The organism is Neobacillus sp. CF12, from assembly GCF_030348765.1.
GTDB lineage: Bacteria > Bacillota > Bacilli > Bacillales > Cytobacillaceae > Neobacillus.
In genome coordinates, this window is record NZ_JAUCEU010000007.1 from 1,844,878 (window position 1) to 1,868,449 (window position 23,572).

Annotated in this window: 19 protein-coding genes; 7 read left to right on the forward strand and 12 right to left on the reverse strand. The window is 36.9% G+C overall.

The genetic code is table 11. The features are described from left to right. The first annotated feature begins 14 nt into the window (after nucleotides 1-14). The 3 genes from QUG14_RS08690 (at nucleotide 15) to QUG14_RS08700 (ending at nucleotide 2,598) form a co-directional block, all read left to right on the forward strand. Nucleotides 15-1,100 (forward strand): GerAB/ArcD/ProY family transporter, encoded by a 1,086-nt coding sequence (locus QUG14_RS08690; RefSeq protein ID WP_289340115.1) that lies wholly within the window; start codon nucleotides 15-17, stop codon nucleotides 1,098-1,100. Further along, nucleotides 1,090-2,172 (forward strand): Ger(x)C family spore germination protein, encoded by a 1,083-nt coding sequence (locus QUG14_RS08695; protein ID WP_289340116.1) that lies wholly within the window; start codon nucleotides 1,090-1,092, stop codon nucleotides 2,170-2,172. Before QUG14_RS08690 ends, QUG14_RS08695 begins: the two co-directional genes overlap by 11 nt. A gap of 144 nt (nucleotides 2,173-2,316) precedes the next feature. Beyond that, nucleotides 2,317-2,598 (forward strand): transporter, encoded by a 282-nt coding sequence (locus tag QUG14_RS08700; protein WP_289340118.1) that lies wholly within the window; start codon nucleotides 2,317-2,319, stop codon nucleotides 2,596-2,598. 68 nt (nucleotides 2,599-2,666) lie between these two features. Here QUG14_RS08700 and QUG14_RS08705 read toward each other — a convergent pair whose 3' ends face one another. Beyond that, nucleotides 2,667-4,151 (reverse strand): glycoside hydrolase family 140 protein, encoded by a 1,485-nt coding sequence (locus QUG14_RS08705; protein ID WP_289340119.1) that lies wholly within the window; start codon nucleotides 4,149-4,151, stop codon nucleotides 2,667-2,669. A 372-nt stretch (nucleotides 4,152-4,523) separates the two neighbouring features. On the opposite strand from QUG14_RS08705, the gene QUG14_RS08710 reads away from it, so the two are divergent. Next, nucleotides 4,524-5,798 (forward strand): hypothetical protein, encoded by a 1,275-nt coding sequence (locus QUG14_RS08710; RefSeq protein WP_289340120.1) that lies wholly within the window; start codon nucleotides 4,524-4,526, stop codon nucleotides 5,796-5,798. Nucleotides 5,799-5,930: 132 nt separating this feature from the next. Here the strand turns inward: QUG14_RS08710 and QUG14_RS08715 are convergent, their stop codons facing one another. Together QUG14_RS08715 and QUG14_RS08720 are read right to left on the reverse strand one after the other, a co-directional pair. Then, nucleotides 5,931-6,113, reverse strand: coding sequence for a Fur-regulated basic protein FbpA (locus tag QUG14_RS08715; protein WP_289340121.1), 183 nt, complete (start codon nucleotides 6,111-6,113; stop codon nucleotides 5,931-5,933). Between the two features lie 176 nt (nucleotides 6,114-6,289). Continuing rightward, nucleotides 6,290-7,729: a family 43 glycosylhydrolase gene (locus QUG14_RS08720; protein WP_289340122.1), complete on the reverse strand. Its 1,440-nt coding sequence runs from the start codon at nucleotides 7,727-7,729 to the stop codon at nucleotides 6,290-6,292. Between the two features lie 136 nt (nucleotides 7,730-7,865). Between QUG14_RS08720 and QUG14_RS08725 the strand changes: the two genes are divergently transcribed. Continuing rightward, complete coding sequence (locus QUG14_RS08725) at nucleotides 7,866-8,771, forward strand: AraC family transcriptional regulator (protein ID WP_289340123.1); 906 nt, start codon at nucleotides 7,866-7,868, stop codon at nucleotides 8,769-8,771. A gap of 188 nt (nucleotides 8,772-8,959) precedes the next feature. Here the strand turns inward: QUG14_RS08725 and QUG14_RS08730 are convergent, their stop codons facing one another. Beyond that, on the reverse strand, nucleotides 8,960-9,859 hold the full coding sequence (locus tag QUG14_RS08730) for an AraC family transcriptional regulator (RefSeq protein WP_289340124.1): 900 nt from the start codon (nucleotides 9,857-9,859) through the stop codon (nucleotides 8,960-8,962). A 199-nt stretch (nucleotides 9,860-10,058) separates the two neighbouring features. Here QUG14_RS08730 and QUG14_RS08735 point away from each other — a divergent pair, with 199 nt between their 5' ends. Then, nucleotides 10,059-11,039: an aldo/keto reductase gene (locus QUG14_RS08735; RefSeq protein ID WP_289340125.1), complete on the forward strand. Its 981-nt coding sequence runs from the start codon at nucleotides 10,059-10,061 to the stop codon at nucleotides 11,037-11,039. A gap of 254 nt (nucleotides 11,040-11,293) precedes the next feature. Here the strand turns inward: QUG14_RS08735 and QUG14_RS08740 are convergent, their stop codons facing one another. From QUG14_RS08740 to QUG14_RS08755, 4 genes are all read right to left on the reverse strand, one after another. After that, nucleotides 11,294-11,611 (reverse strand): hypothetical protein, encoded by a 318-nt coding sequence (locus tag QUG14_RS08740; protein WP_289340126.1) that lies wholly within the window; start codon nucleotides 11,609-11,611, stop codon nucleotides 11,294-11,296. Nucleotides 11,612-11,747: 136 nt separating this feature from the next. Continuing rightward, nucleotides 11,748-11,873, reverse strand: a complete 126-nt coding sequence (locus tag QUG14_RS08745; RefSeq protein ID WP_289340127.1) for a hypothetical protein — start codon at nucleotides 11,871-11,873, stop codon at nucleotides 11,748-11,750. A gap of 122 nt (nucleotides 11,874-11,995) precedes the next feature. Further along, nucleotides 11,996-13,270: an MFS transporter gene (locus tag QUG14_RS08750; RefSeq protein ID WP_289340129.1), complete on the reverse strand. Its 1,275-nt coding sequence runs from the start codon at nucleotides 13,268-13,270 to the stop codon at nucleotides 11,996-11,998. Between the two features lie 65 nt (nucleotides 13,271-13,335). Continuing rightward, entirely contained in the window at nucleotides 13,336-14,118 is a 783-nt protein-coding gene (locus QUG14_RS08755) for a PhzF family phenazine biosynthesis protein (RefSeq protein WP_289340130.1), read from the reverse strand. Between the two features lie 106 nt (nucleotides 14,119-14,224). Between QUG14_RS08755 and pdxR the strand changes: the two genes are divergently transcribed. Continuing rightward, nucleotides 14,225-15,703: a MocR-like pyridoxine biosynthesis transcription factor PdxR gene (gene pdxR, locus QUG14_RS08760; protein ID WP_289340131.1), complete on the forward strand. Its 1,479-nt coding sequence runs from the start codon at nucleotides 14,225-14,227 to the stop codon at nucleotides 15,701-15,703. A 125-nt stretch (nucleotides 15,704-15,828) separates the two neighbouring features. Here the strand turns inward: pdxR and QUG14_RS08765 are convergent, their stop codons facing one another. The 4 genes from QUG14_RS08765 to QUG14_RS08780 all read right to left on the reverse strand — a co-directional run bounded on the left by QUG14_RS08765 (nucleotide 15,829) and on the right by QUG14_RS08780 (nucleotide 23,180). Continuing rightward, nucleotides 15,829-16,017 (reverse strand): hypothetical protein, encoded by a 189-nt coding sequence (locus QUG14_RS08765; protein ID WP_289340133.1) that lies wholly within the window; start codon nucleotides 16,015-16,017, stop codon nucleotides 15,829-15,831. A 102-nt stretch (nucleotides 16,018-16,119) separates the two neighbouring features. Then, complete coding sequence (locus QUG14_RS08770; RefSeq protein ID WP_289340134.1) at nucleotides 16,120-16,827, reverse strand: DUF4352 domain-containing protein; 708 nt, start codon at nucleotides 16,825-16,827, stop codon at nucleotides 16,120-16,122. A gap of 84 nt (nucleotides 16,828-16,911) precedes the next feature. Then, the gene (locus tag QUG14_RS08775) at nucleotides 16,912-18,303 is read right to left on the reverse strand and encodes an alkaline phosphatase family protein (protein WP_289340135.1); all 1,392 of its coding nucleotides are present in this window, start codon (nucleotides 18,301-18,303) and stop codon (nucleotides 16,912-16,914) included. A 119-nt stretch (nucleotides 18,304-18,422) separates the two neighbouring features. Continuing rightward, nucleotides 18,423-23,180 carry a glycerophosphodiester phosphodiesterase family protein gene (locus tag QUG14_RS08780; RefSeq protein ID WP_289340137.1) on the reverse strand — a complete coding sequence of 1,586 codons (4,758 nt, stop codon included), beginning with the start codon at nucleotides 23,178-23,180 and terminating at the stop codon, nucleotides 18,423-18,425. Nucleotides 23,181-23,572 lie beyond the last annotated feature (392 nt).

Below are 23,572 nucleotides of genomic sequence, written 5' to 3' on the forward strand. Positions count from 1 at the left end.
AGGGGAAAAACAATTTGCAGGCCAATATTAGACATCAAGTTTCTCCCTATCTAGTCTTCTTTATCATTTACAATTCCCAGGTCGGTGTTGGCATATTAAGTTTTCAAAGGACCATTGCCGCAAAAGCTGGATATGATGCCTGGATTGGTGTATTAGCTGCTGGGTGTTTAGTACAAGCGTTTATTTGGGTGATGTACAAACTTTTAGGAAAAGCCAATGGAGATATTATCGATGTTCATACCACTATTTTTGGAAATGGGCTAGGCAAATTTATTAGCTTTTTTATCATGATTTATTATTGGCTAGCAAGTGTTTCTGTTTTAATTGGGTTTATAGAGATCATACAAGTATGGATGTTTCCTACTATACCCTCTTGGGTTCTTTCTACTATAATTTTACTATCCGTGTATTATTGTGTTTCTGGAGGTTTTCGGGTTATTGTCGGTATGTCTTTTTTATCTTTTATATTTCCGCAAATCTTGCTAATCGCCCTTTTTATTTTTCCGTTAAAATATGCACACTTTTCAAATTTGCTGCCTATCATGAATCATTCCTTTATGGACATGGCGGACTCCATTAAAAGCTCGATGTATTCAATAGCAGGTACTGAGGCATTGTTGATGTACTATCCATTTATAAGAGATCCTAAAGCCTCAAAAAAATTCGCTCATTTAGGTGTTTTATTTACTACTTTACTGTATACAATTTCTGCTATTGTTTCCTTTACCTTTTATAGTGAAAATCAGTTAAAAACGACAATTTGGCCTGAACTTTCTTTAACAAAAACAGTTACCCTGTCTTTCTTGGAGCGTTTTGAGTACCTATATATATCCATGTATTTGATTATCATTAGTGCTTTGATCGCCCTTTTTTTATGGTGCTCAAGTAGAGGTTTAAAGATCATTTTTAACAGGAAGCAAAAGTATACACTACTCCTTCTTTGCATCTTAAGTATTATTCTTTGTCAATTTAACGGTTCCTTGAAAGACATGCTGAATAAATCTATCATCCAAATGAATTTATGGATTTTTTACGGCTATATCCCCCTGCTCTTACTTGTTTTAACTTTTTTAACAAGGAGTAAGCAAAATGATGAATAGGTCAGCGATTTGTTTGTTTCTAATTTTATTATTATCAGGGTGCACCTTTCTCCCAACCAACATTGTTAATGAAATCGATATGTCTCAAGGTGTAGGGTATGATCTGGCCGGAGAAAAGGGTATAAAGGGAACGATTGTATTTCCAAGTTTTAAAAAAGACAAAACTTCTTCTTCAGAAGTCAGGACAGCTATAGGAAAATCCAGTAAAGAGATTCGTTCGATCTTAAATAACGAAACCCGCTATCCATTGGTAAGCGGCCAGGTTCGTGTTGCGCTTTATAGCAAAAAAATTGCAAAGAATGGGATAAATGATTTTGTAGATACATTAAATCGTGACCCGGCTATTGGGAGCCTTGTTCAAATGGCCATTGTAGATGGTGATTCTAATGAATTATTTAAAATGAAGAAATTTAAAAATGAGAATGTTTCTATTCATATCCAAGAATTGCTGGAGCACAATATGAAAATGGGACTACTTCCTCAAACTAATTTACAATCCTTTTTATTTCAATTTTTTCAAATTGGACAGGATCCATATTTGCCTTTAATAAAAAAGGCAGCAGATAATATTAGGATTACTGGCATGGCAATTTTTAAGGATGATCAATATGTTACATCGATTTCAATGGATGATCTATTTATTTTTAAGGCACTTGTTGATAAAAATAGAACTGGATTACGCCAATTTATTTTAAAAAATAATGATAAGGTTGTTCTTGAAACACTGGGTTCAAAAGTAAAGTATAAAGTAAAAATGGTTCACAATAGACCAGAATTTACGATTCATCTAAAAATGCGAACAAAACTTCAAGAATTCGCACCCACAGAGAAAAAAAGGCAGACTTTTGATAAGAGGAAATATCAAAAACAGGTTGAACAGCAATTAGAAAAAAGTGCCTTAACGATCTTATCCCAATTTCAAAAGCATAAAGTTGACCCTGTAGGTCTAGGAGCAAAATATAAAGAACACTTCCGTAAATTTAATGAAAAACAATGGAATCAGGATTATCCTACAGTAAAAATTCATGTAAATGTAGATTTAGAAATCAAACAAACCGGATCAGTTGATTAACAATCAAAAAAAGTGTAGTGCAGACCAAGGATTTGGTTTGCACTACTTTTTTTATAAGCGTTATGTAGTTTTCGTCCATTATTTAACCTTCTGGTTGTTTAATCATATTATGTTGAATACCTATTCTGGAAAGGAGTGATTCATATGGCATTTTTGCCGCCTCACGGTCCAATGAGACAACAACCACAATCGCCTCCCCCAACATACATTCCAACAAAACCTTCGGTATCCTATATTATTGACTGTATAAACCAAAATACTTATGTTTGGCTTATAAACGGGGAAGGCTTTTGGTTTTATCCAACACGTATCGAGTATGGTGAAGTTTCTGGTTATAGATGGAACGGTGCCTTCTGGATGTTTTATGGAATTGATCCAAGATTTATTGATGCTGTTGCCTGTAATCCTTTTCCTACCCTTTACTAATCGCCAAAGCTCCTTGTGGAGATTAATACCACAAGGGTTTTTATTTGTGGTTACATACATAAATTATGTCACCACATAAATGTTTTCTTGATTTCAGGCGGTACAGGCAGTTCTCCATAAATTTTTGCTTTACCGGGAACTGTTGAGTGATTATTTCTATTTTCTATCACACACACCCAATCCTGCTCAATTCCTCTGGTTGGTGTTTTTATTTTTAATACACTTATCTCACCATCTCGCTTTATTAATTCTAAACTACTTGCTTTATCTGTTATAACATTCTCTTGTGTATAACATTGTCCATCTCTGGGATTAAACCACCAAATTTGTAACTGATCTATTTTCAATTTACTTAAATCTACGGTTTCTTCTCCACCTGATGGGAAGTATAAGCAATAGAATTTTCCTTCTTTTTCTATACATGCCTGAATGTGTTCATCTGTAACATCTTCAACCTTATCATTCTGCTTAATTAGTAATTCCTGACAAGGAATACACTGACTTAAATCTCTAGATTCCAAAAAGTCACGCAAGATTTTCATTTGCCATGCGCCAGGTCGGTCTAAAGCTTCAAACCAAGAATATCTTCTAAAATTGTCTCTTTCCTTTTCAGAAATCATCCAACACACGGATGGATGACCATATGTATGACCAAAGGATCCTGCAAACAAACTCCAATAGGCACGTTTCCTTACCATCCATCCCCCATGGAAATCAGACTTAATTGGCCAGGTTGTTGGCATGTCTTCGTAAGCAGGTTCTCCATCAAAAACAGGCATTGGATTCTTTCTATTATAATCAATTTTCACTAATTGATAATTTTTCGGCGTTAATCCATGTCCGGATTGAATCGTAATAAAAGATATCCAAGCGTCATCATCCGTCCAATAAGACATGGTTGAACATTCCCCGGTCTCTGCTTCATGGCATGCATGATAAGTTATTAAAAGCTTTTCCCAATCAGGATCTTTTTCGTTATGTTTAATATCCTTATTTAGAACACCTTTTGCAATACCTTCAGCCATATTCCGCCAAACATCCTTGTAATCCACTCCTAAATGAATAGGCTGCCTATCCCCACCTAAACACCAAATGATATTAGTTCTATCTTTATAGCGATTACCTATCCATTCTCCATATTGAAAAGCATTTTCTTTCGTAACAATTTTTTCTGAAAACTCACCCATCCAGTTATGACCTACTACGAGTTCTCCCCAAACAGGCAGTAATAGGACGTAAAAACCATATTCTTCCGCTTTGTCTATTATCAAGTCTAAATACTGAAAATATTTTTCATTAGGAGTCGACAAATTATCATTTAATAAAGCCTTATCTCCAGCTGGATTTCTCATTTCCTTATCTTGCTCTGGGTCAAGTGCAACAATTTGAAGCACAGTAAATCCTTGTGATTTTCGTTTTTGCATTAAATATTCAACATCATCCCATTTTAATCTCTGTACGATTGTCCAATCTGTATCTGCCAACCAAATAAATGGCTTTCCACTCTGTTGTGTAAGAAATCTTCCATTTTCTGAGATTTTTAACTTTTCCATACTTTCTCCTCACTTAAAAAACTAAATTATTTTAGCTTTCCTTTTAACCCTTTACCTAATATTAGCAACTACTAAATAATCAGTCAATCAACTATATAAAATATTTTAGTTAAAAATCATTGATTATATAGGTTTTTAGTATTTTTATATGTAACACATATTAAACTACTATTAATATAGATAAATTTTTTTATAAATATTTTTAAGTTTAGTAGAGAAAGCGTTGACATTCGCTTTTTTTGAATGATACGATACTATATAATAAGAATTTTCTTTAATCTTTATAAATAAATTTAGTAAAATAAACTAATCCTTTCATAATAGTCATCATTGTCAATATCAGTTAGTGATTTTACAAAAGGAGAGATAAAAATGAATCGTTCTTACATGACTGTGACCGAAGTAACTGACTATGGCCCGTACATAACGAAACTCATTCTTCCGCTGACACAATCTGTTAAATCAGATGCGCTTTCGGATGATACTTTCAACGTTTATGTCGAGAGACGTAACAAAAAAACAGGAGAAGTGATTGAACTCAGAAAAGATTGGAATTCAGAAGTTCTTTATCCTTCAAAAGGATATTGTCGTGTTACAAGAGCGTATACATCGGACATTGAAGGAAACAAAACTGAAATTGGAAGTCACGTAACGCTGGAGCTTGAATGTGAAGCAATCAATCGTTTAAACTCGGAAACTGCGTTTATGGAACCGGGACATAATGTATATGTTTTCTGCGATTTTCGCATAACGCAGGTGAAAGAACTACAAACCGATAATGGTTCATTTTCAGGGCTTGTCTATGATCATTTCAGCGGCGGTAAAATGGAGCAAGTCAAAGGTTGGGCAAACAGCGAGTCATCATATTCAGATATGCCTCTACGTTTTGGCTATTATTCACCAAAAATGGGCAGAGGAAAACGTCCTTTGATCATTTGGCTGCACGGTGCAGGAGAAGGGGGATATGAAACGGAGATTGCTTATACCGGTAATAATGTTGTAAACCTATCGAGCGAAAAAGTACAAGGATTATTCGGAGGTGCTTATGTCCTTGCTCCACAAGTTCCGACCATGTGGATGGACGATGGCTTCGGACTGTATACTAAGAGTGGACAATCCAAATACGTGCCGGCATTGAAAGCGCTCATTGATGAATTTGTCGAATGTCATTCAGATATAGATACAAATCGCATCTACATTGGTGGTTGTTCCAATGGCGGTTTCATGACGATGCGGATGATTATCGATTACCCGGGTTACTTCGCAGCGGCCTATCCAGTATGTGAAGCCCTCTACGACGAGGTGATCAGTGATCAAAATATTGAAGATATCAAGAATACCCCTATCTGGTTCACACATGCAAAAAATGATGAAATTGTAAAACCTGAGATCACAGTGATTCCAACATATGAGCGTCTATTAGAAGCCGGTGCTCCAAATGTTCATTTTTCATATTTTGATAGTGTCGTAGATACCTCAGGCAACTTCAAGGATAGCGAAGGCAACCCTTTTGAATTCTTCGGCCATGGTACCTGGATTTACATGCTCAAAGACGAATGTGTACTAGATTACGATGTTTCTCCCGTCCAAGTAAAAGGAAAAGATGTAACTCTACTCCAATGGTTGGCGCTGCAGTCAAAACAATAATACTATCGGAAACCAAGGGGACGGTTCCTCCGGCCTTTTAGGCCAGGAGAACCGTCCCCTTGGTTGAGTCACCGTTAAAAATAAAGAAGATGCAGGCTGCCAAAATGCCTGCATCTTCTTTATTTACTTAATTTATACCCACTGAATAGACCCGAACTCCCCATGCGGATGGCTTTGTAATTTGTATCTTCTATACTCAGATGCTAATTTCGATAGTGATAATTTATATAGCTGTTGATCTTCTTTGTTATATACGTTTAAGAAAATTAATTTATTGATAAGTTTTTGTCGCTTTTTTTCATCATTATTTCTCATCAGAAACACTCCTTTAGTTTTAAAAAAAGTTTTCCCTTGATTTCAACAACTTTTAAGTTCGTTTTTTAATTAATATTAGTATAACCCTACAATTCCTACCTGTAAAGTATGAATTTAAATTAAAAAGAAAAACACTATCATCATGACAGTGCTTTCCCGATTAACCATAAGCAGTATTATTCTAAATTAAAGGAAAAGAGATCAATTGACCCTTCACCTTTGTATGTGAAGAACAAAGCATTCACTCCACTTATCATTAGTGGAGCCGTAAAAATTCCCCAATCTTGTCCAGGTGAAACAGCAAGCTCAGCAACCTCTTCACCACCAAGTGTGGTACTTACAAGAAGTTTTCCTTTTCCAGTTCCCCTGACTTTAACTGAAATCTTGGAAACATCAACAAAATCAAAATACTTAAATCCTGCAATGGCTCCATCTGTTATGTTTGCAATATATTGATTAGGATGATCTTCCCTGTCCTCACCCTCTTGCGTAAAGTACGGATGAGATTCATCAATCACATAACCAAACTCATAACGGACAGCACCTGATCTGCTCATAAGGTTGCAAGCAATATAGGCAGGATATTCTCCTTTGCCAAGTAAGGGACCAACATTTAGTCCACAACTTGTCATTTCAACTTGTTTGATGCTTCCATCAGCTTCAATTTGAATTTCCTCCGCACATGCCTGCCTTGAAAATTGATGCTTATTTGTCTGCCGATGATAAAATACATACCATTTACCATTAATTTCGACAATGCTGCCATGATTATTACCTGTATAATTCAACGCTTCTTCGTCTGTTCTTCCATTCAAGTTAATATCCCCATTGGAGATAATCGTTCCTCCATATTCGAAACCACCAACTGGGCTCTTGGAGGTTGCATAGCATAATTCATGCCCATAAAAAGATGAATAAACAAAATAATAGGTATCAGCAATCTTTCGAATGGAAGATGCTTCAAAAAATTCATGTCCTTCAAAATCTGTACCTAAACCGCGAGTTTTGTCTGGAAAGATATATTTAGGTTCTTCTTTTACCGTAATCATATCTGCTTCCAGTTCAATGACCATCCCGCCTTTAATGGTTTGATCTTCAAGTCCCAATTGGTCCCATGGGAAGTCCTTAGGGCAAAAACCGGAGTAAAGATAGACTCTTCCATCATCGTCTACTAGTACACCCGGATCAAACTGAAATGCCTCGCCTTCCCTTGCACCAAGCAGCGTTCCGTCCTTGTACTGCACATGTCCGTAAAATTCATACTTACCAGCAGGTGAATCACAAACTGCTACTGCCATGACTCCCAGAAAATCAAATGCATAGTATAGATAGTATCTGCCGTCTGGTCCCTGTTGTACATCCGGTGCAAATAACAATCTATTATCACTTTGCCCCATTGGGTCCTGTATTTTTTGGTAGATTACCCCTTCATATCTCCAGTTACTTAGATCATCTACAGGAGCAGACCAACAAACATAATCATTTTCACAATAAAACTTTCCATTAAACTTATCATGACTCCCGTAAACGTATACCCTGTCACCAAATACATACGGTTCTCCATCAGGAATATATTCATAACTTGGCAAATATGGATTAAATGCTTGGTTTTTCATCGTTACCTCTCCTTTACTATTTACCCTTTTTCACTTTGTAATAGTTATCATCATTTATTTAAATTATAATAAAAACGGATATAAAAAGGCGATTGTCCTATCAAAGAGAAATTTACCCAAATCAAAGGAGCAAACGATGATTGAAGATCCCCATAAAAATACCTATAATTCTACTAATGCAATCCGATTTCCTATGATTGACTGGAACATACGGTTTTTTGGTGCTCATATGCAAACAGTTTCAAAGGATTGGTTCGTATCAAAAGAATTCCATCATGCCTTTGAAATTTTGATTGTATTGGATGGTAAACAGGAAACAATCATTGAAAGAGAAAGTTATATAGTAAACAGTGGCGATATCCTACTTATTCCTCCAGGGTTTGACCATACCAATAGATGTATTTCAAATGACTCTATGACTTATTTTTGCGCTCATTTTGATATAGACGAGCCTTCTTTACGCATCGAAATGTTGAAAAACTGTGAGTTAATTTATACTCCCGCATCTCCATTCTATCAAAGACTTAAAAGTACACTTGAAAAATGGTATGATCGGCTACTTGTAACAAATGTTGAAACTGTTAAATATAAACTGCAGGTACAGATCGTCCTGTTTGAACTGTTAGAGGTATTTGCAGACATTGTTTCACAAAATAATAAAACACTCATAAATGAATCGATGACAACAACAAAATACGCCAAAGAAATTGCAGATGCCATAAAAACAAATTTTAAAAGAAGCTACATAGATAATGAGGTTATAGATAATCCAATTCATATACAGCCAATTATTGCTTCCCTTGGTATAAGTCCTAATTATGGATTAGAAATTTTTCAAAAAGTCTATAATATGTCACCGCGAAAATACTTATCACAACTGAAATTGCAGGAAGCCAAGATTTTAATACAGCAGCCCGATGTTTCTTTAAAAGAGATTTCCAATCGGTTAGGTTATAAAAATCTCTCCCATTTTAGTAGGCAATTTAAAAGGTGGACAGGGCTTAGCCCGACAGAATTTCGAAAGAATTCTCTGCTGGAGTAGATTAATTCATGAAATAATAAAGTTGATCTTAATTGCTTGTCCGTTCGGTATTTTTAGTACATCCCATTGGATTACATTTTCAAAGAAATAAAAAGTAGGGCACGTTTTGATTTTTTCAAAACATGCCCTACTAGTGTCTTATCTTTACAGCATCCTCCATGCTCTGTTTTAGCATACACTTTGTTCATTTAAATATAGCTCTCCCTAAGTCGGTTTATATCCGCTCTAGGTGAAAAACCGAACATGCGGGAATATTCTCGACTGAATTGTGATTGACTTTCGTAGCCCACCCTGAATGCGACATCAGCTACGTCTGATGACTCAGCTAATAACAGTCGCCTAGCTTCTTGCAATCTCAATTGTTTTTGAAACTGAATCGGACTCATAGCAGTTACCTCCTTAAAATGGCGATGAAACGAAGCCGCACTCATATTCGCAATTTCCGCTAAATCCTCTATTCGAAAAGTTTTTTCATAGTTACGAATGATATGTTCGATTACGTTTCTAACTCGGAGTGCATTGCTACCTTCTAACGCCATTTGCCCCAGTGCTTCCCCGTTTGGACCCTGTAGAACCCAATAAAGGATTTCCTTCTTAAATAATGGAGCAAGTATTGGAATATGTTTTGGATTGTCTAACAAACAAGCTAATCTGATTACTGCATCCAGCAAAGATGGCTCTGCTTCGCTAATAAACATCGCTCGTTTCGCATTTTTTTTCTGTCCTGATTGAATATACGAATCATTTATTACCTCTAAGATTTCGCTCGGTGTAAATTCAAGTTTAAGTGCCAAATATGGAGAATCGGATGAGGCCCTAATAACTTGTCCTGTAACTGGCAAGTCAACGGATGCAACAATGTAATTGCCAGGACCATACCTAAAACATTCCTCTCCCAACCATACCTCTTTCTCTCCTTGGACGATAATGCAAAAGGAGGGCTCATTCACTCTGGAGATTGGCTCGGTGATAATGGACTCACGAATGAGAAATAATGATGGAATAGAGGTTGGATGAACACCATCCTGACCTGTATAACGCTCAATAAGTTTGCCAAGTTCATGCTGCTTGTCGATTTTCTCAGACATATTTTTTTCTCCTTCTACCTAATCTTAGATGTTTTCATTTTACTGGATATTCGTTGAGTGAGAAAGTGGTTTGATAGGATTAGGCAAAAACATGATACGAATGGGTTTAGGTTTTGTTTACTATTCGTGACATAATTAATAGTGCAATAACCAAACTGAAATCGAAATGTGCTATTAAATGAAAGTGAGGAATAGATAAATGGAATATGTGAAACTAGGGAATACAGGATTGGATGTATCTAGATTTTGTCTTGGCTGTATGAGTTTTGGTGAAGCAGAAAAGTGGATTCATCAATGGGTTCTTGATGAAGAAAAGAGTCGCCCAATTATAAAAAAAGCCCTAGAGCTTGGAATCAATTTCTTTGATACTGCAAATGTTTATTCAATGGGCACAAGTGAGGAAATACTTGGACGTGCTTTAAAGGATTATGCCAATCGTGATGAAGTTGTACTTGCTACGAAGGTTCATGGTCGTATGCAAGAAGGTCCAAATGGTGCAGGACTTTCCCGAAAAGCAATCATGAGCGAAATTGATAAGAGTCTTAAACGCCTCGGAACCGATTATGTAGACCTTTATATTATCCACCGCTGGGATTATCATACCCCTATTGAAGAAACGATGGAAGCATTACATGATGTGGTGAAGGCTGGAAAGGCAAGATACATTGGTGCTTCTGCCATGTATGCATGGCAGTTCCAAAAGGCATTACATGTAGCAGAGAAAAATGGTTGGACTCGCTTTGTATCGATGCAGAATCATTGCAACCTCATATACCGTGAAGAAGAGAGGGAAATGCTGCCACTTTGTAGGGAGGAAGGAATTGGGGTAACTCCGTATAGTCCTCTGGCATCAGGGAGACTAACACGTGATTGGTCTGAAACAACACACCGCTCCGAAACTGACCAAGTTCAAAAGTCTAAATATGATGCCACTGCAGATGCTGATCGATTGGTTGTAGAACGAGTTGCCGCAATCGCAGAAAAACGTGGCGTTCCTCGTATTCATATCGCACTATCTTGGCTGCTACAGAAAGAACCAGTAACTGCTCCTATTATCGGTGCCACGAAGATCTCTCATCTCGAAGGTGCTGTAGGTTCTTTATCTGTTAAGCTATCACCTGAAGAAATTGCATTTCTTGAAGACCCCTATGTTCCACATCCAATCAGTGGACATAATTAAGCCTTTGATATGTAAAAAAGCACAATTTTCTTAGGAAGGTTGGGTTTTCTTATTATCTCTACATTAGCAAAATTTCGATAGAAGGGAAACCTAAGGTTAACCCCTTAATAAAACAAGAAGATTACAATAATATCTTCTCCATAATTATAAAAAAGAAGCATGTGTCACCTAAAATAACACATGCTTCCTTTTTATGTTGCCCCTGCCAAGGAATTTAATTATATCATATCAATTCACCATCATGAACTTTACGATTAGGCAAAAAACGCTTTTACTTTTTGAGAGCTTTTCACCAAGTAGGCAATGGATTTAATATAGATGGGATAGCCTTGAGTGTTTTGAATTGAATCTTCAACGTCAATTAGAACCGGTACGAATTTCTTTCTATTAATCAGTACTTCCTCACCAATTTTTTCGATTCGAAATTTAAACTTTTCCGTTAATTTGTCATAATGATTTTTCTCTAGGAAGCTAACATAATATCGTACATGATTGTTTTTAGCATGCATGGCTGCAAGTTTAAGAAGCTCCAAGAAAACAGTTTTTGAGCCAAACTCTTTTTTTATGCCCATTTTTTGACTGATAAGAATGCTTTAGGTTTTGCATAATGCGGGTTTCTTTCGATATATCCACTAAATCATTCATTTCTAATAGATCGATATCACAAGGAACAAATTCGATTGTTCCAACGCTTATACCGGCTTTATCCTATAGAATATAAGCTTCAGAGTTTTCCCTAAGATCTGTTACATGGTACTTCCTCTCTATGGCAATTTGATTCCATAGATTCATAAATTCTTCTCTTTTTTCTATGGTGTCTACATATTCATTCATGGTTAATCAACTCCGTAATCATCTTCATTGTCCAATCTATTGTGTAATATTTACACAACTTTGGCAATAAAAAAAGATTCCATTTCGGGATTATCGTTTTGAAATTTCTCTAGAGTTTTACCTTATTTAGCTAAATAAGATTCATTTTCCTTAACTGCAAAACGTTGCTTTTTTATCACCATTACAAATAGACATGCTAATAAACAAAACATTCCAGCTAAAGCAAATGCCCATGAATAGGAGTTGAACATCCTGTATAATATTCCTGCTCCACCTGCAGCTACTGCTGAGCCTAATTGATGGGCTGCGAAGATCCATCCGTACACCACAACACTTTTCTCCATTCCAAAGATTTGTCTAGAAATGTTTACTGTTGGAGGTACAGTAGCAATCCAATCTAAGCCGTAAAACACAGAGAATATGATTAGATAAATATAAGAACCATCAGAAAGCGCAAATGGGAGAAACAAAAGGGAAACTCCTCTTAAACCGTAATACCAAAACAACAACCATCGATTATCAAACCGATCGGATAACCAACCAGAAAGAGTTGTTCCTATTAAATCAAATACCCCCATTAATGAGAGCATGGAAGCTGCTGTTACAGCGGTAAAACCAAAGCCTATACAGTATGAAATAAAATGAGTACCAATCAGTCCACTCGTGGAAAGACCACAGATAAAAAAGCTCCCTGCAAGTAACCAAAATTCCTTTACTTTTACAGCTTCAAATAAAGTTCGAAAAGCAATCATTATTGGATTTTCCTTTTGTCCTATCTTATTTACAATTGGAGCCTCTTCTTGCCCATACGGTAGAAGCCCCGCTTCTGGAGGTGAATTTTTCATAAATAATATAATGATAGCCAACATAATGAGGCATAGGAAAAGAATTAGACCCATCGCCCATTTCCAAGAATGGGTTTCTACAATTATAGCTAGCAATGGTAGGAGAAGTAATTGTCCTGTTGCGGTGCTTGCTGTTAAAATCCCGAGTGCAAGTCCTCTCCTTTTTTCAAACCATTGATTTGCAATATATGGACTTAGTACAGTTAAAAACAAACCTGAGCCCAAACCGATAATAATCCCCCAAATCAAAATTAACTGCCATGGTTTCACCATAAAAAAGGTGAGAAGAATACCGGCCAATAATGTTGAAGTTGCTAAAATCATCATTTTCTTTAGGCCAATGGCCTCAATTAAAGCAGCCATAAATGGGCCTGATATGCCGTATAGAAGAAGACTAATTGCAAAAGCAAATGAAATGGTTGAGCGGTCCCATCCAAATTCATTTTCAAAAGGAACGATGAAGACCCCTGATGAGGAACGAATGATACCTGCTGTAATAATAGAAAAAAACGCAATAAATAAAATAACCCAACTATAATGAATTCGTTTCAAGCCTTCACCTCATTTTTTTAGAATATATTGCGGTTTCTTATGGGTACTCATTACATATTTCCAACTTAAACCCCAATATTTAATTCGGCTACTGAATATAGAACTGCTCTTCCAGCCATCTTTACTCGTGTATCCTCATATTTACAATAAAGCGTTCCACCTCTACTTGATAATTGTCTAGCCACCATTTCCTTTTTTCCTAGCCTATTTGCCCAAAACGGAATTAAGCTACAGTGTAAGGAACCTGTTACGGGATCTTCATTTACTTTTAGCTTAGGGAAAAATCCTCGGGAAACAAAATCATATTCGCTTCCTTGGGCAGTAACACAAACACCCAATCCTTCTGGCAATGTTTCTAATTTGGCAAAGTCAGGGCTTACGTTTCCCACTTCTTCTTCGGACTCTAAAACGAAAACAAGATCTCTATTTAAGTATGTTTCTTTTGGCACAATTCCCAAAGCGCTGACCATTTGCTCAGTAAAGGAGATTTCTTCTGATGGAACAGACGGGAAATCCAGTTCATATAAATCATCGTTCTTAGTTACAATTAACTCTCCACTGATTGTATTGAACTTGACACTATCTAATTGCTTTTCATAATAATTTAGAATGATAAATGCTGTTGCTAACGTGGCATGCCCACAAAGGTTAATCTCTCCTCCAGGTGTAAACCATCTCAGTCGATAATGAGTTGCTTCTTTTACTGCAAAAGCTGTTTCCGAAAGGTTATTTTCCATCGCTATTTTCTGCATGAGTTCATCTGAAATCCAATCATTCATAATACATACTCCCGCTGGATTTCCTTCAAAAACCTTTTCTGCAAAAGCATCAACTACAAAATATTTCATCTCATTTCCTCCAGTGTTATTATGTATTTAACAATTTATAGATAGTTTACATCTGTTTGTGTATAACACTCAACACCTATGTATAACACTTAAAGGAGATAAGGTCATGTACATTGAGATACAACGAAATGCTGACATTTCAATAACAAAGCAAATATACCATTCCATTCTTGATCATATCCGTTCCGATCTCTTAGAAGAAGAATTACAATTACCTTCTGTACGCGAGCTCTCAAAACAGCTTGGGGTTAGTTTAGTAACTGTAGTAAAGGCCTATCAAAAGCTAGAACAAGAGGGATTTATCACGTCTGTTCAAGGAAAAGGAACGTTTATTAGAAAGACAAAAATGGAAGAAATAGATAGGAATGAAGGAACAAGTTCATACGATTGGCAACTTTCCGTTCAAGATTATTTACCAAGGTCTCAATTTGCACGTTATCATCAAGTCCCTGAAAAAATTCATCTTTCATCTTCTATGATAGATCCTGGACTACTACCTAATCGATACTTAGAACAGGAGATTCATAGGATGCTTTCTGAAAACCCAAAAGTTCTCTCACAGTATGGAGAAATCCAAGGTGATAAAGCGCTTAGGCAGGCAATGGTAGAGTATTTACAAAGGATGGACGTGCCTGCTTCCCCTGATAATATATTAGTTACAAGTGGTTCACAACAAGGAATTGACCTAATTGCTCGTACTTTTGTTGGACCAGGTGATGCAGTACTTATGGAAGCTCCCACTTATCCAGGAGCTATTGATGTGTTTCGTGGGAGAGGTGCCACCATTCTTACCGTGCCTGTTGACAGCGAAGGAATGAGAGTGGATTTACTTCAGAATTTGTGTGATAAGTATAAACCTAAGATCATTTATACCGTCCCTACTTTTCACAATCCAACTGGTGCTGTGATGCCCACAAAACGCCGCAGACAAATACTTGAGATCGCTAAAAGTACGCAGTGTTTAGTGATTGAGGATGATCCATGTAGTGAAATCTATTTTGAAAAAAAACCACCTGCACCAATGAAAAGTCTGGACCAAGACGGTCATGTCATTTACTTGAAAGGTTTAAGCAAAATATTAGCCCCAGGTTGTAGAATTGGAATATTAGCTGCTTCTGGTTCTATATTTAAACGTCTATTAGCTGCAAAGGCAAACACCGACTTAGGGAGTCCTTTACTTACACAGAAAGCCATCATCCCATTTATTACTTCAAAGAGAATGATGGATCATCTAAAAAAATTAAGAACTGCTCTAAAGATAAGGCGCGATCTTGTTCTGGAAATACTGTCACAACATGCACCTAAAGAAGTTTATTGGTACATACCAAAAGGAGGATTAAACATATGGCTCACTCTTCCTTCTTGGATTAATACGGATCACCTCTTAATAGAGGCAAAAAAAGAACAAATCACTTTTTTACCTGGGTCTGCTTGTTACGCTACAGAGCAAGAAAATCATCATTTAAGATTGAGCTTTTCTTATATGAATGGACAACAATTAACACAAGGTGTGACAACCATTTGTAAACTTCTTAAATCCGCAATTGAGTTAAAAATAAATCAGGATAGCTCACCACATTTTTGATTAAAGTTCATATTGGTTGTTGAGCTAAAAAATAAAACCCCATTTTCTAATGAAATGGGGTTTGGTATTTCTCATCGAGTATTGCTCTGTTTAATAATAAGGATACAGTGATGATTTAGAAATCTCTAAGTCACTCGAATTCTACCAACTCTTCTATTTCGATTATGATCTTTAATATTCAATGCTCTTTGGGATTTAGTAATACCTGGAAATGATATAAGGCCAGCCTTAAACAGGGCATATCCGATAAAGGAAGTAAAAATCGTACTTCCGATCAGAAACCAGATGAATCTTCTGCCAACATTGCTTAACATGATTTCACCTCTTTATCCTTTCATTGATGATAAATATGATGAAATCATTTTTTTTATGTCGTCTTATTCAACTCTGAGCCTCACCGACCTTGCAGCGGGAGGTTAAAATTCAATTTTAATCTTTTCCGATTCGTTGATTTTCTTTCCTTCTTTATCAAAAACATCACTTGTAGTTATTTCAATCCACTCAATGTTTTTTGTGTCTCCACCATTATGCGTTCCACTCTCTGATGCATTCACAATAAAGCCAAGGTTACCTGACTTTGTACTATTCCCAGCAATTTCACCGTTTAACTCATCAAGGTAAATATCTTTTTCCCAATCAAATGTTTCACCTGAGTTAGTTTTAAGAAGTGCGATTGGTGCAAAATTGACTTTCTCTGAAGTGGTGTTTTTGACCTCAACGAAAACTTTAACAAAATCAAATCCCTCTTCATGAGTTAGCACATGAAAATAATCAATCATACTATAATCCGGTCTCAAGTGAATCAATTTCATCTCTTTTACTGTCAATTCGATTGGTCCCACTTTATATGTTTGGTTAACTTGATTAATGGCTTTTAACGTGGCTTCACCTTTTGCATCGGAATAGGTTTGGCCAACTTTAAGTAAAGACTGGTCATCCGTTACTTGTGGATTGGGCTGATACTTCTCATTCGTTTCCTGATTCTCAGACTTGTTTGTTTCTTTTAAAGTCTCTTCTGCTTTTGTGTTATCAACCGTATTTTTTTCATTATTTACAGTAGCAGCATTTGCTGAACAACCAACAAGCAATAAGATTAATAATAGGAGATTAAGAGATTGCTTCATGATGTTTCCTCCCTATGATTTTATCTTCAAAAAAAGTTCCCGTTGCCATGAAGTGTAGCAACGGGATATTTAACTTGTAATCTCTTATTTATCTTCGATTTTGATGTCATATTTTAAAACATCGAAGACATTTTTCGCAATATCAGTATTATCAATTTGTCCAGCAAATTTTTCACTTGAAGGTCCAAATGCATAGACAGGAACGTCTTCGCCTGTATGTCCGCCTGTTGTCCAGCCAGTGTGTGAACGCTTATTAAAGATATTTTCTATTGCATTGTCAATATCGAGAACTTTTTTAGTAGCCGCTGCAGCCTCCACAGATTGGATTTCTTCTGGTGTTAACGCGAGAACATTTTGATCAATATACTTCTTCAATGTTTCTTCAACACCTGCACCTTTTGCGATTTCCCCTGCCATGAAGTCAGGTGTACGCTTTGCTGCTTTGATTGGCTCGCCAAACCAGTTATAGATACCATCCGCACCGATGGAATATCCTCCAGTAGAATGGTCAGCAGTTGCAATTACTAGTGTATGCTTGTCCTTTTTTGCAAATTCAATGGCAGCTTTATATGCTTTTTCAAAGTCTTCCATTTCACTCATGGCACCGACAATATCATTGTCATGTCCTGCCCAGTCCACTTGGCTTCCTTCGATCATAAGGAAGAAACCTTCCTTATCTTGACTTAAACGAGTGATTGCTGCGTTTGTCATTTCTTCAAGCGAAGGAGTTTCAGCTGGACGGTCGATCATCTTTGGTAGTCCGCCCTGTGCGAATAAACCAAGTACTTGTTTGTTCGTATCTTTTAATAATTCCTCTTTATTTGTTACATAGCTGTATCCAGCTTTTTTGAATTCTTCTGTTAAGTTACGATCGTTACGAACGAAGTTGCTTACACCTCCGCCAAGCATAACATCAACTTTATGCTGACCATTTACCATTTCATCATAGTAGTCATCTGCAATCGAGTTCATGTTTTTACGGCTTTCATCATGTGATCCAAATGAAGCTGGAGTTGCATGGGTGATTTCCGAAGTCGCCACAAGACCTGTTGCTTTTCCTTGTTCTTTAGCCGCTTCAAGCACGGTTTTTACTTCTGATCCATCATTGTCCACTGCAATGGCATTGTTATACGTTTTAATCCCTGCCGACATTGCAGTTGCTGCAGATGCTGAGTCTGTTACGTTTTGTGCAGGATCTTCTGGATATGTCATTTGCTGTCCAACAAGGTATTGATCAAATGCTGATTTTTCAGCGATTTTAGTCGAAGGATCATTTTTTAAGTAACGATATGCAGACGTATAAGATACTCCCATACCATCACCAATTAAGACAATGACATTCTTGATTTCCGCATTACTATTAGCCTGCTGTTTTGCCTCTGCAGGTGATATAGCACCCATTAAACCTCCGAATGCGACTGTTGAAAGAACTGCTACTGGAATTAGCTTTCTAGTAAACTTCTTTTTGTTTAACAATGTCGTTTCCCCCTAGTTGAATGTCTTACTCTCTCTTACAAAGAACATTCTAAAACGAAATTGTTAAGTTAATCATAAAAACTTGTAAATTTAACATTAAGATTATTTTACAAAAACTCTTACTTTTTTTTTGAATTATCGTGTTTTACTATTATATTTTCAGAAAAAGTGGTTGAGTTTCCAGAATGATCTGTTGCTTTATAAGTTATCGTATAAACCCGATCTCCTGCTCCACTTCTTTCTGCTCGTAATAAAAATTCTGTATCAGGTGTACCCAATTCGGCTTCTTGTATATCCTGATCCGAATTGCCATCCCCTTTTCCGTTTACAGGTTGATTACTAGTAATGGATACCAGTTCGAAGGAAGCAACACCAGATAAGGAATCATTTGCTTCTACCCAAGCTGATATCGGAACTAACTCATGATTTCGACTAGTGATAACGGTTTGATTAAAAGAAACATGTAGGGCTGGTCCTGATTTATCGATTTTCACATCGACTGATTTCGTTCCTTCTACATTGCCTGCATGATCAATGCTTCTATATTGAACCTTATTGATTCCTTCCTCACTGATTTTTATCTCTTTGTTGTACGTTAACCAGTCTCCAGCATTGACTTTATATTCTGTTTTGGCAACACCGGATTCAGTGTCTGAAGCCTCAAGTGTTAATACCACATCAGTTTTATACCATCTATCTTCCACCGGGCTTACTGTCGTTTCAGGAGCTGTTTGATCAGAAATTTGGATGGTAATTGGCTGCGTATAGATATCGTATGATTTTCCTTCAGCTAAGGTTTGGGTATAACGCAACATCGCATGAACAGTACCAACACTTTTGGTGCTCACTACATTTCCATCAACGGTCACTAGATTCTGTCCATCAATCAATATAATTTCAGGAGTAATCTCTATCATTTGACGGTCATAGGTTTCGATCTGAGCCGTTAATTCCTTGCTTTCCCCTATTTTAAGTTGATATTCGGTTTGTGTCGGAGAAATGCTGGATGCCCAAGCGGAAGCCCAATGATTATAGTCGGTTGTTAAACCGTTCGTTCCAAGTAAAAAAGCGTTAATGAATAAATCTTGGCTGCGGTATGTCCAAGGCCAGAAAGTTAGACCACGGTGTTTGGCCGCTTCCATAAAGTTCACGCCTAATCCATCATAGCTTGTGTTAAAAGTAGAATTTAGATTTTGAATCACATTCAATGTCGAACGCAAGGAAGGATTCACATTTGTTTCATTCGCAAAACCACCAGTTAAATAACCAATCGTCATGCCTGGCATTTTATCAGTAAGTAATTGTAATTGAGCGGCATTAAACGAAATTACGGATACTTGATTCTCTACTCCCATTTCTTTAATAAGCTCAATTAATTTATCAACAATTACCGGATTACCACTTTTGATTTCTACCACATGATCGACATCTTTGCCTTTAAATTCCTCAAAAAATTCTCTTAGTGTAGGAATTCTTACATCAGGATACTGCTCTGGAAATTGGTCATTGGCAAGTAATTGTTTTAATTCCGCAAGCGTATAGTTTTCAATATACCCTGTTCCATTTGTTGTTCGGTCAAGGGTTCCATCATGCAAAATGACAATATGACCGTCTTTTGTTAAATAAATATCATTTTCTATATGAGTGGCACCTTTTTCATAGGCAAGAATTGCACCTTCTAATGTATTTTCTGGTGCAAGTCCTGGGATTCCACGGTGCGCAAGCATATAAGGTTTACGGACAATTGTAGTATTTTCATTGTAAAATTCTATTGCATCTAGGGCAGATACATACTGGTCGGTAACGATTCCATTCGGACCAGATGTAATGATGCGGTGAAAATCTACATTCGTCGACTCTTTACTGCCATCTTCTTTTACCCAAACGGTCATTAATTTTCTTTGTAGAAATGAAATATTCTCGATGCTTGCTGCACTTTCTGGTAAAAGAATGATTTTTGCTAGATTACTATTTGTTGTTCTTCGGAAATTCATTAATTCTTCTTCAGTCATTTCACCTGAAACATGGTACTCAATAATCCCGCGAATAATTGGATAGGCTTCTCTTGCCTTTTTCACCAATTCCGGTTTATCAGAATGAACAAAAGCGTCCTCTAAATTAATTCTCTTAAGATATTGAGTCAAAGGTGCGATCGTTTCTTCATCCTTTAATGAAAAAGCTGGGATGACTTTCTGATCCAATTTCTCAATAACAGCTGAAAGGTCTGTGATCACATTTCCTGAAGCATCGGTAACCTTCAGATTCCTATTCACATCGAAAATAGCAGTAGCCGGAAGGTCTCCCTTCATTAACGAGTTTAAATCTTCACTAGAGTCTACTTCTGTTACAACCGTCGGAGCAAGCGCGATGCTTGTGTCTGGTTCTGCTACATTCACGAAATTCTCACCAGGTCGGACAATCTTGGGCAATTCTTCTGTTTGAAGCGTTACCTTGATGTTATCCACCTTCGTTAAACTGCCTGCTGCTTGAAACCCGATTCTTCCTTTTGAATAAGCGGTTGCCAAATCCGTATCAATCAGTAAATTATCATTAATCCATTCTTGAACCCTGTTTCCGTAAGTTACCACGGTATAACGATACATTTTATCGGCGCTGATGGCCTCACTATATCCAATTTTTTCAGGAACATTCCATGCATTGGCTGGCGTTCTTTCGGCAAATTCCACGCCGTTAGCAGCCTTGGCATTTTGACGAACAGCCATTTGATAATACGGATAAGTGTTATTCTGAACTCTATACATGATTGAATTCCAGCGACCGCTATCATTGGCAGCCAAATGGGTCAAGTCTGCTTCAATTTTATAATTGCCAAACAGTCCTAAGTATTCTGGTAAAAGAATACCTGTACCGTTGAAACCATTTCCTCTTCCATCGATTTCAAAGGCTCCTACCTTCACACCGATTTGATTATTCGTTGTACCGGTAAGATTCGTCCAGTCTACTGGAATGCTTCCATCTGAAAGAGTATCAAAATTTTCCTCATAGAGGACATATTCTGAATCATCTGCTCCCTTTACAACTAAAAGGACATTAGTAGAACCTTCGTCTTTTGCAGCTGTTAAAGCATAAATTCCAGCTTGCTTTGGTGTAATGGAACCATCTGAAATTTCAAGGGCGTCACTGTCAGAAGACCACGTGACTTGATCGCCTGTGATTTGCCCTTCTGTTAAATCATTGAACGCGGACTGTAAGAAAATACTATTCACAGGAATAGAGATTCCACTTGTACCTAAAATATAACCTTCTTCATGCTCTAACGACGTAACCTTAACACCAGTGCTTGAAGGAGTAACCGTAATCTCTTTTTCTACTACTGCATTTTGATAGACTGCTTTCACTGTTGCCTTACCCGCGTTCAACGGGTAGAGTTGTCCATCGATAACTCTGATCACTGAATCATCTGAAGAGTATAACTTCACCTTTTCATTTGGTACCGCTTCTTTAATCCCATCGGAATACGTAACTTCATAAGAAAGAGCAATCGGTTCTGTCAACGATTCCAATTCTGATGGTATGTCCATAGCGATGCTTTCCGCAGTAACTCTTGTTACTTTCAAGTTATCAAACGCTACTTTACTTTGGTCTGCTCGGAATCCTACTTTTCCACGTTTAAGAATACTGCTTTCAAGACGGGTATCTGTTAAAAGTGTAAATTCCTGATCATTTGCGGCTTTAATGTATTCTTTCACATTATTATCGACCATTCGGATTTTCAACGTATAGTCTTTACCTAAAGCAAGGGGTTGTGTCCATTTTCCTGCCACAGGAACAGACCATCCGTTTGCAGGTGTCCGATAAGCAAATTCATAGGCACCGTTTTGCCTAACTGCCATTTGATTGTATTGATTTAATCCATTATCCGATGCTCTAACGACTAATGAAGCCCATCTGGCACTATTTATTACTTTGTCAAAGGATAAATCCGCTTCCACTATATAGTGATCCCATCTTACTGGCGCCAAGGCTGCAGCTGAATAGCCGGAGACGCTTCCATCATAGACCATTTCTCCATCCTGACCATCTTTAACAATTCCAAACCCGCGACTGCCAGAATTAATGTGTGAAGTCCAGCCGTCCGGTAATTGACCATTTTCATAGCTATCAAAATTTTCTTCCAGAATCAGATTATCTTCTTTACCATTCACACTTTCTTCATTCAGAACAATCGTGCCATATCCACTTGTATCATTCCAAAATGAACTAGAATTGTAGGCACTCCAGGCACTAAAAGGGGCATCTGTCTTCTCATCTCGGTGAGTGACACTCATTTCAAAGCCCAATTGTTTAGAGAGAACAGGATCAAACTCTAGCATCTCCCATGGAATTGCTACCTCTGCTGTCCATCCTGTTTCAGTTGTTTCAATTGCACGGAGGATATCATTTTCAGCTTTATTCTTATGGTTTGATGCTGCACCAAAATAGAACTTTGGGGTTGTTGTATCTGGTTGATATACGAGACCCATTTGCATATCATTTTCTACAAATGGAGAGGACTGATGGAGGGAAGGATCGAAGAACATACTAATATTATCTTGTTGAAACCAGTTTCCTTCGCCGTCATACACCATTTGGTCATCTTCTACCGTAACTCCAATATAAAGATATGTATGATCCCATACCATGCCAAACTTCGAATCTTTAAAATTACCTTCACCAAATTGTACTTCTAAAGGCTCGTTGACAGACCACATTTCTTCATTCAAATTCCCGTCAATCATCGGCTCCACAAGGGTCTTCTTAATGTCTAAACTTTGCCGTGTAGATTCTGCTGCGCTAACATTGTTCATATTCAGCGGCAAAGAGCTGAGAAATAAGATGACAACGACAAACAGCAGATTAAACTTTCGCATGTTCATAAAACTCATCCTCCATTGTTTATTGATTCAAGCCTTACACTTTCTATTTATTTCAACAACTAATACTTCTCCCTCCTTTTCTACATGTAAGGTCTTATCAATAAAGTCTACCAACGTTTTGTAAAAGAAATTGAGGAATTATGTAAAAATAAGGTTAATTTTTTGAAATATCAGTCTCTTTTTATATCACTCTTTTTACAATGTGGGAATTTCCCAAAATGACTTAATGTGAACCAGAAAATCTCTCATCGTACAAGAGAATAATAGATAATTATTAATTAGTTCAAAAGTTACAATAAAATTTACATTAATTATACGCCTCTTTAACATGTGCTAAATGATTTTTTAGTAATGTTCAAATAGTAGAATATCAGAATCTACTATTAGTATTA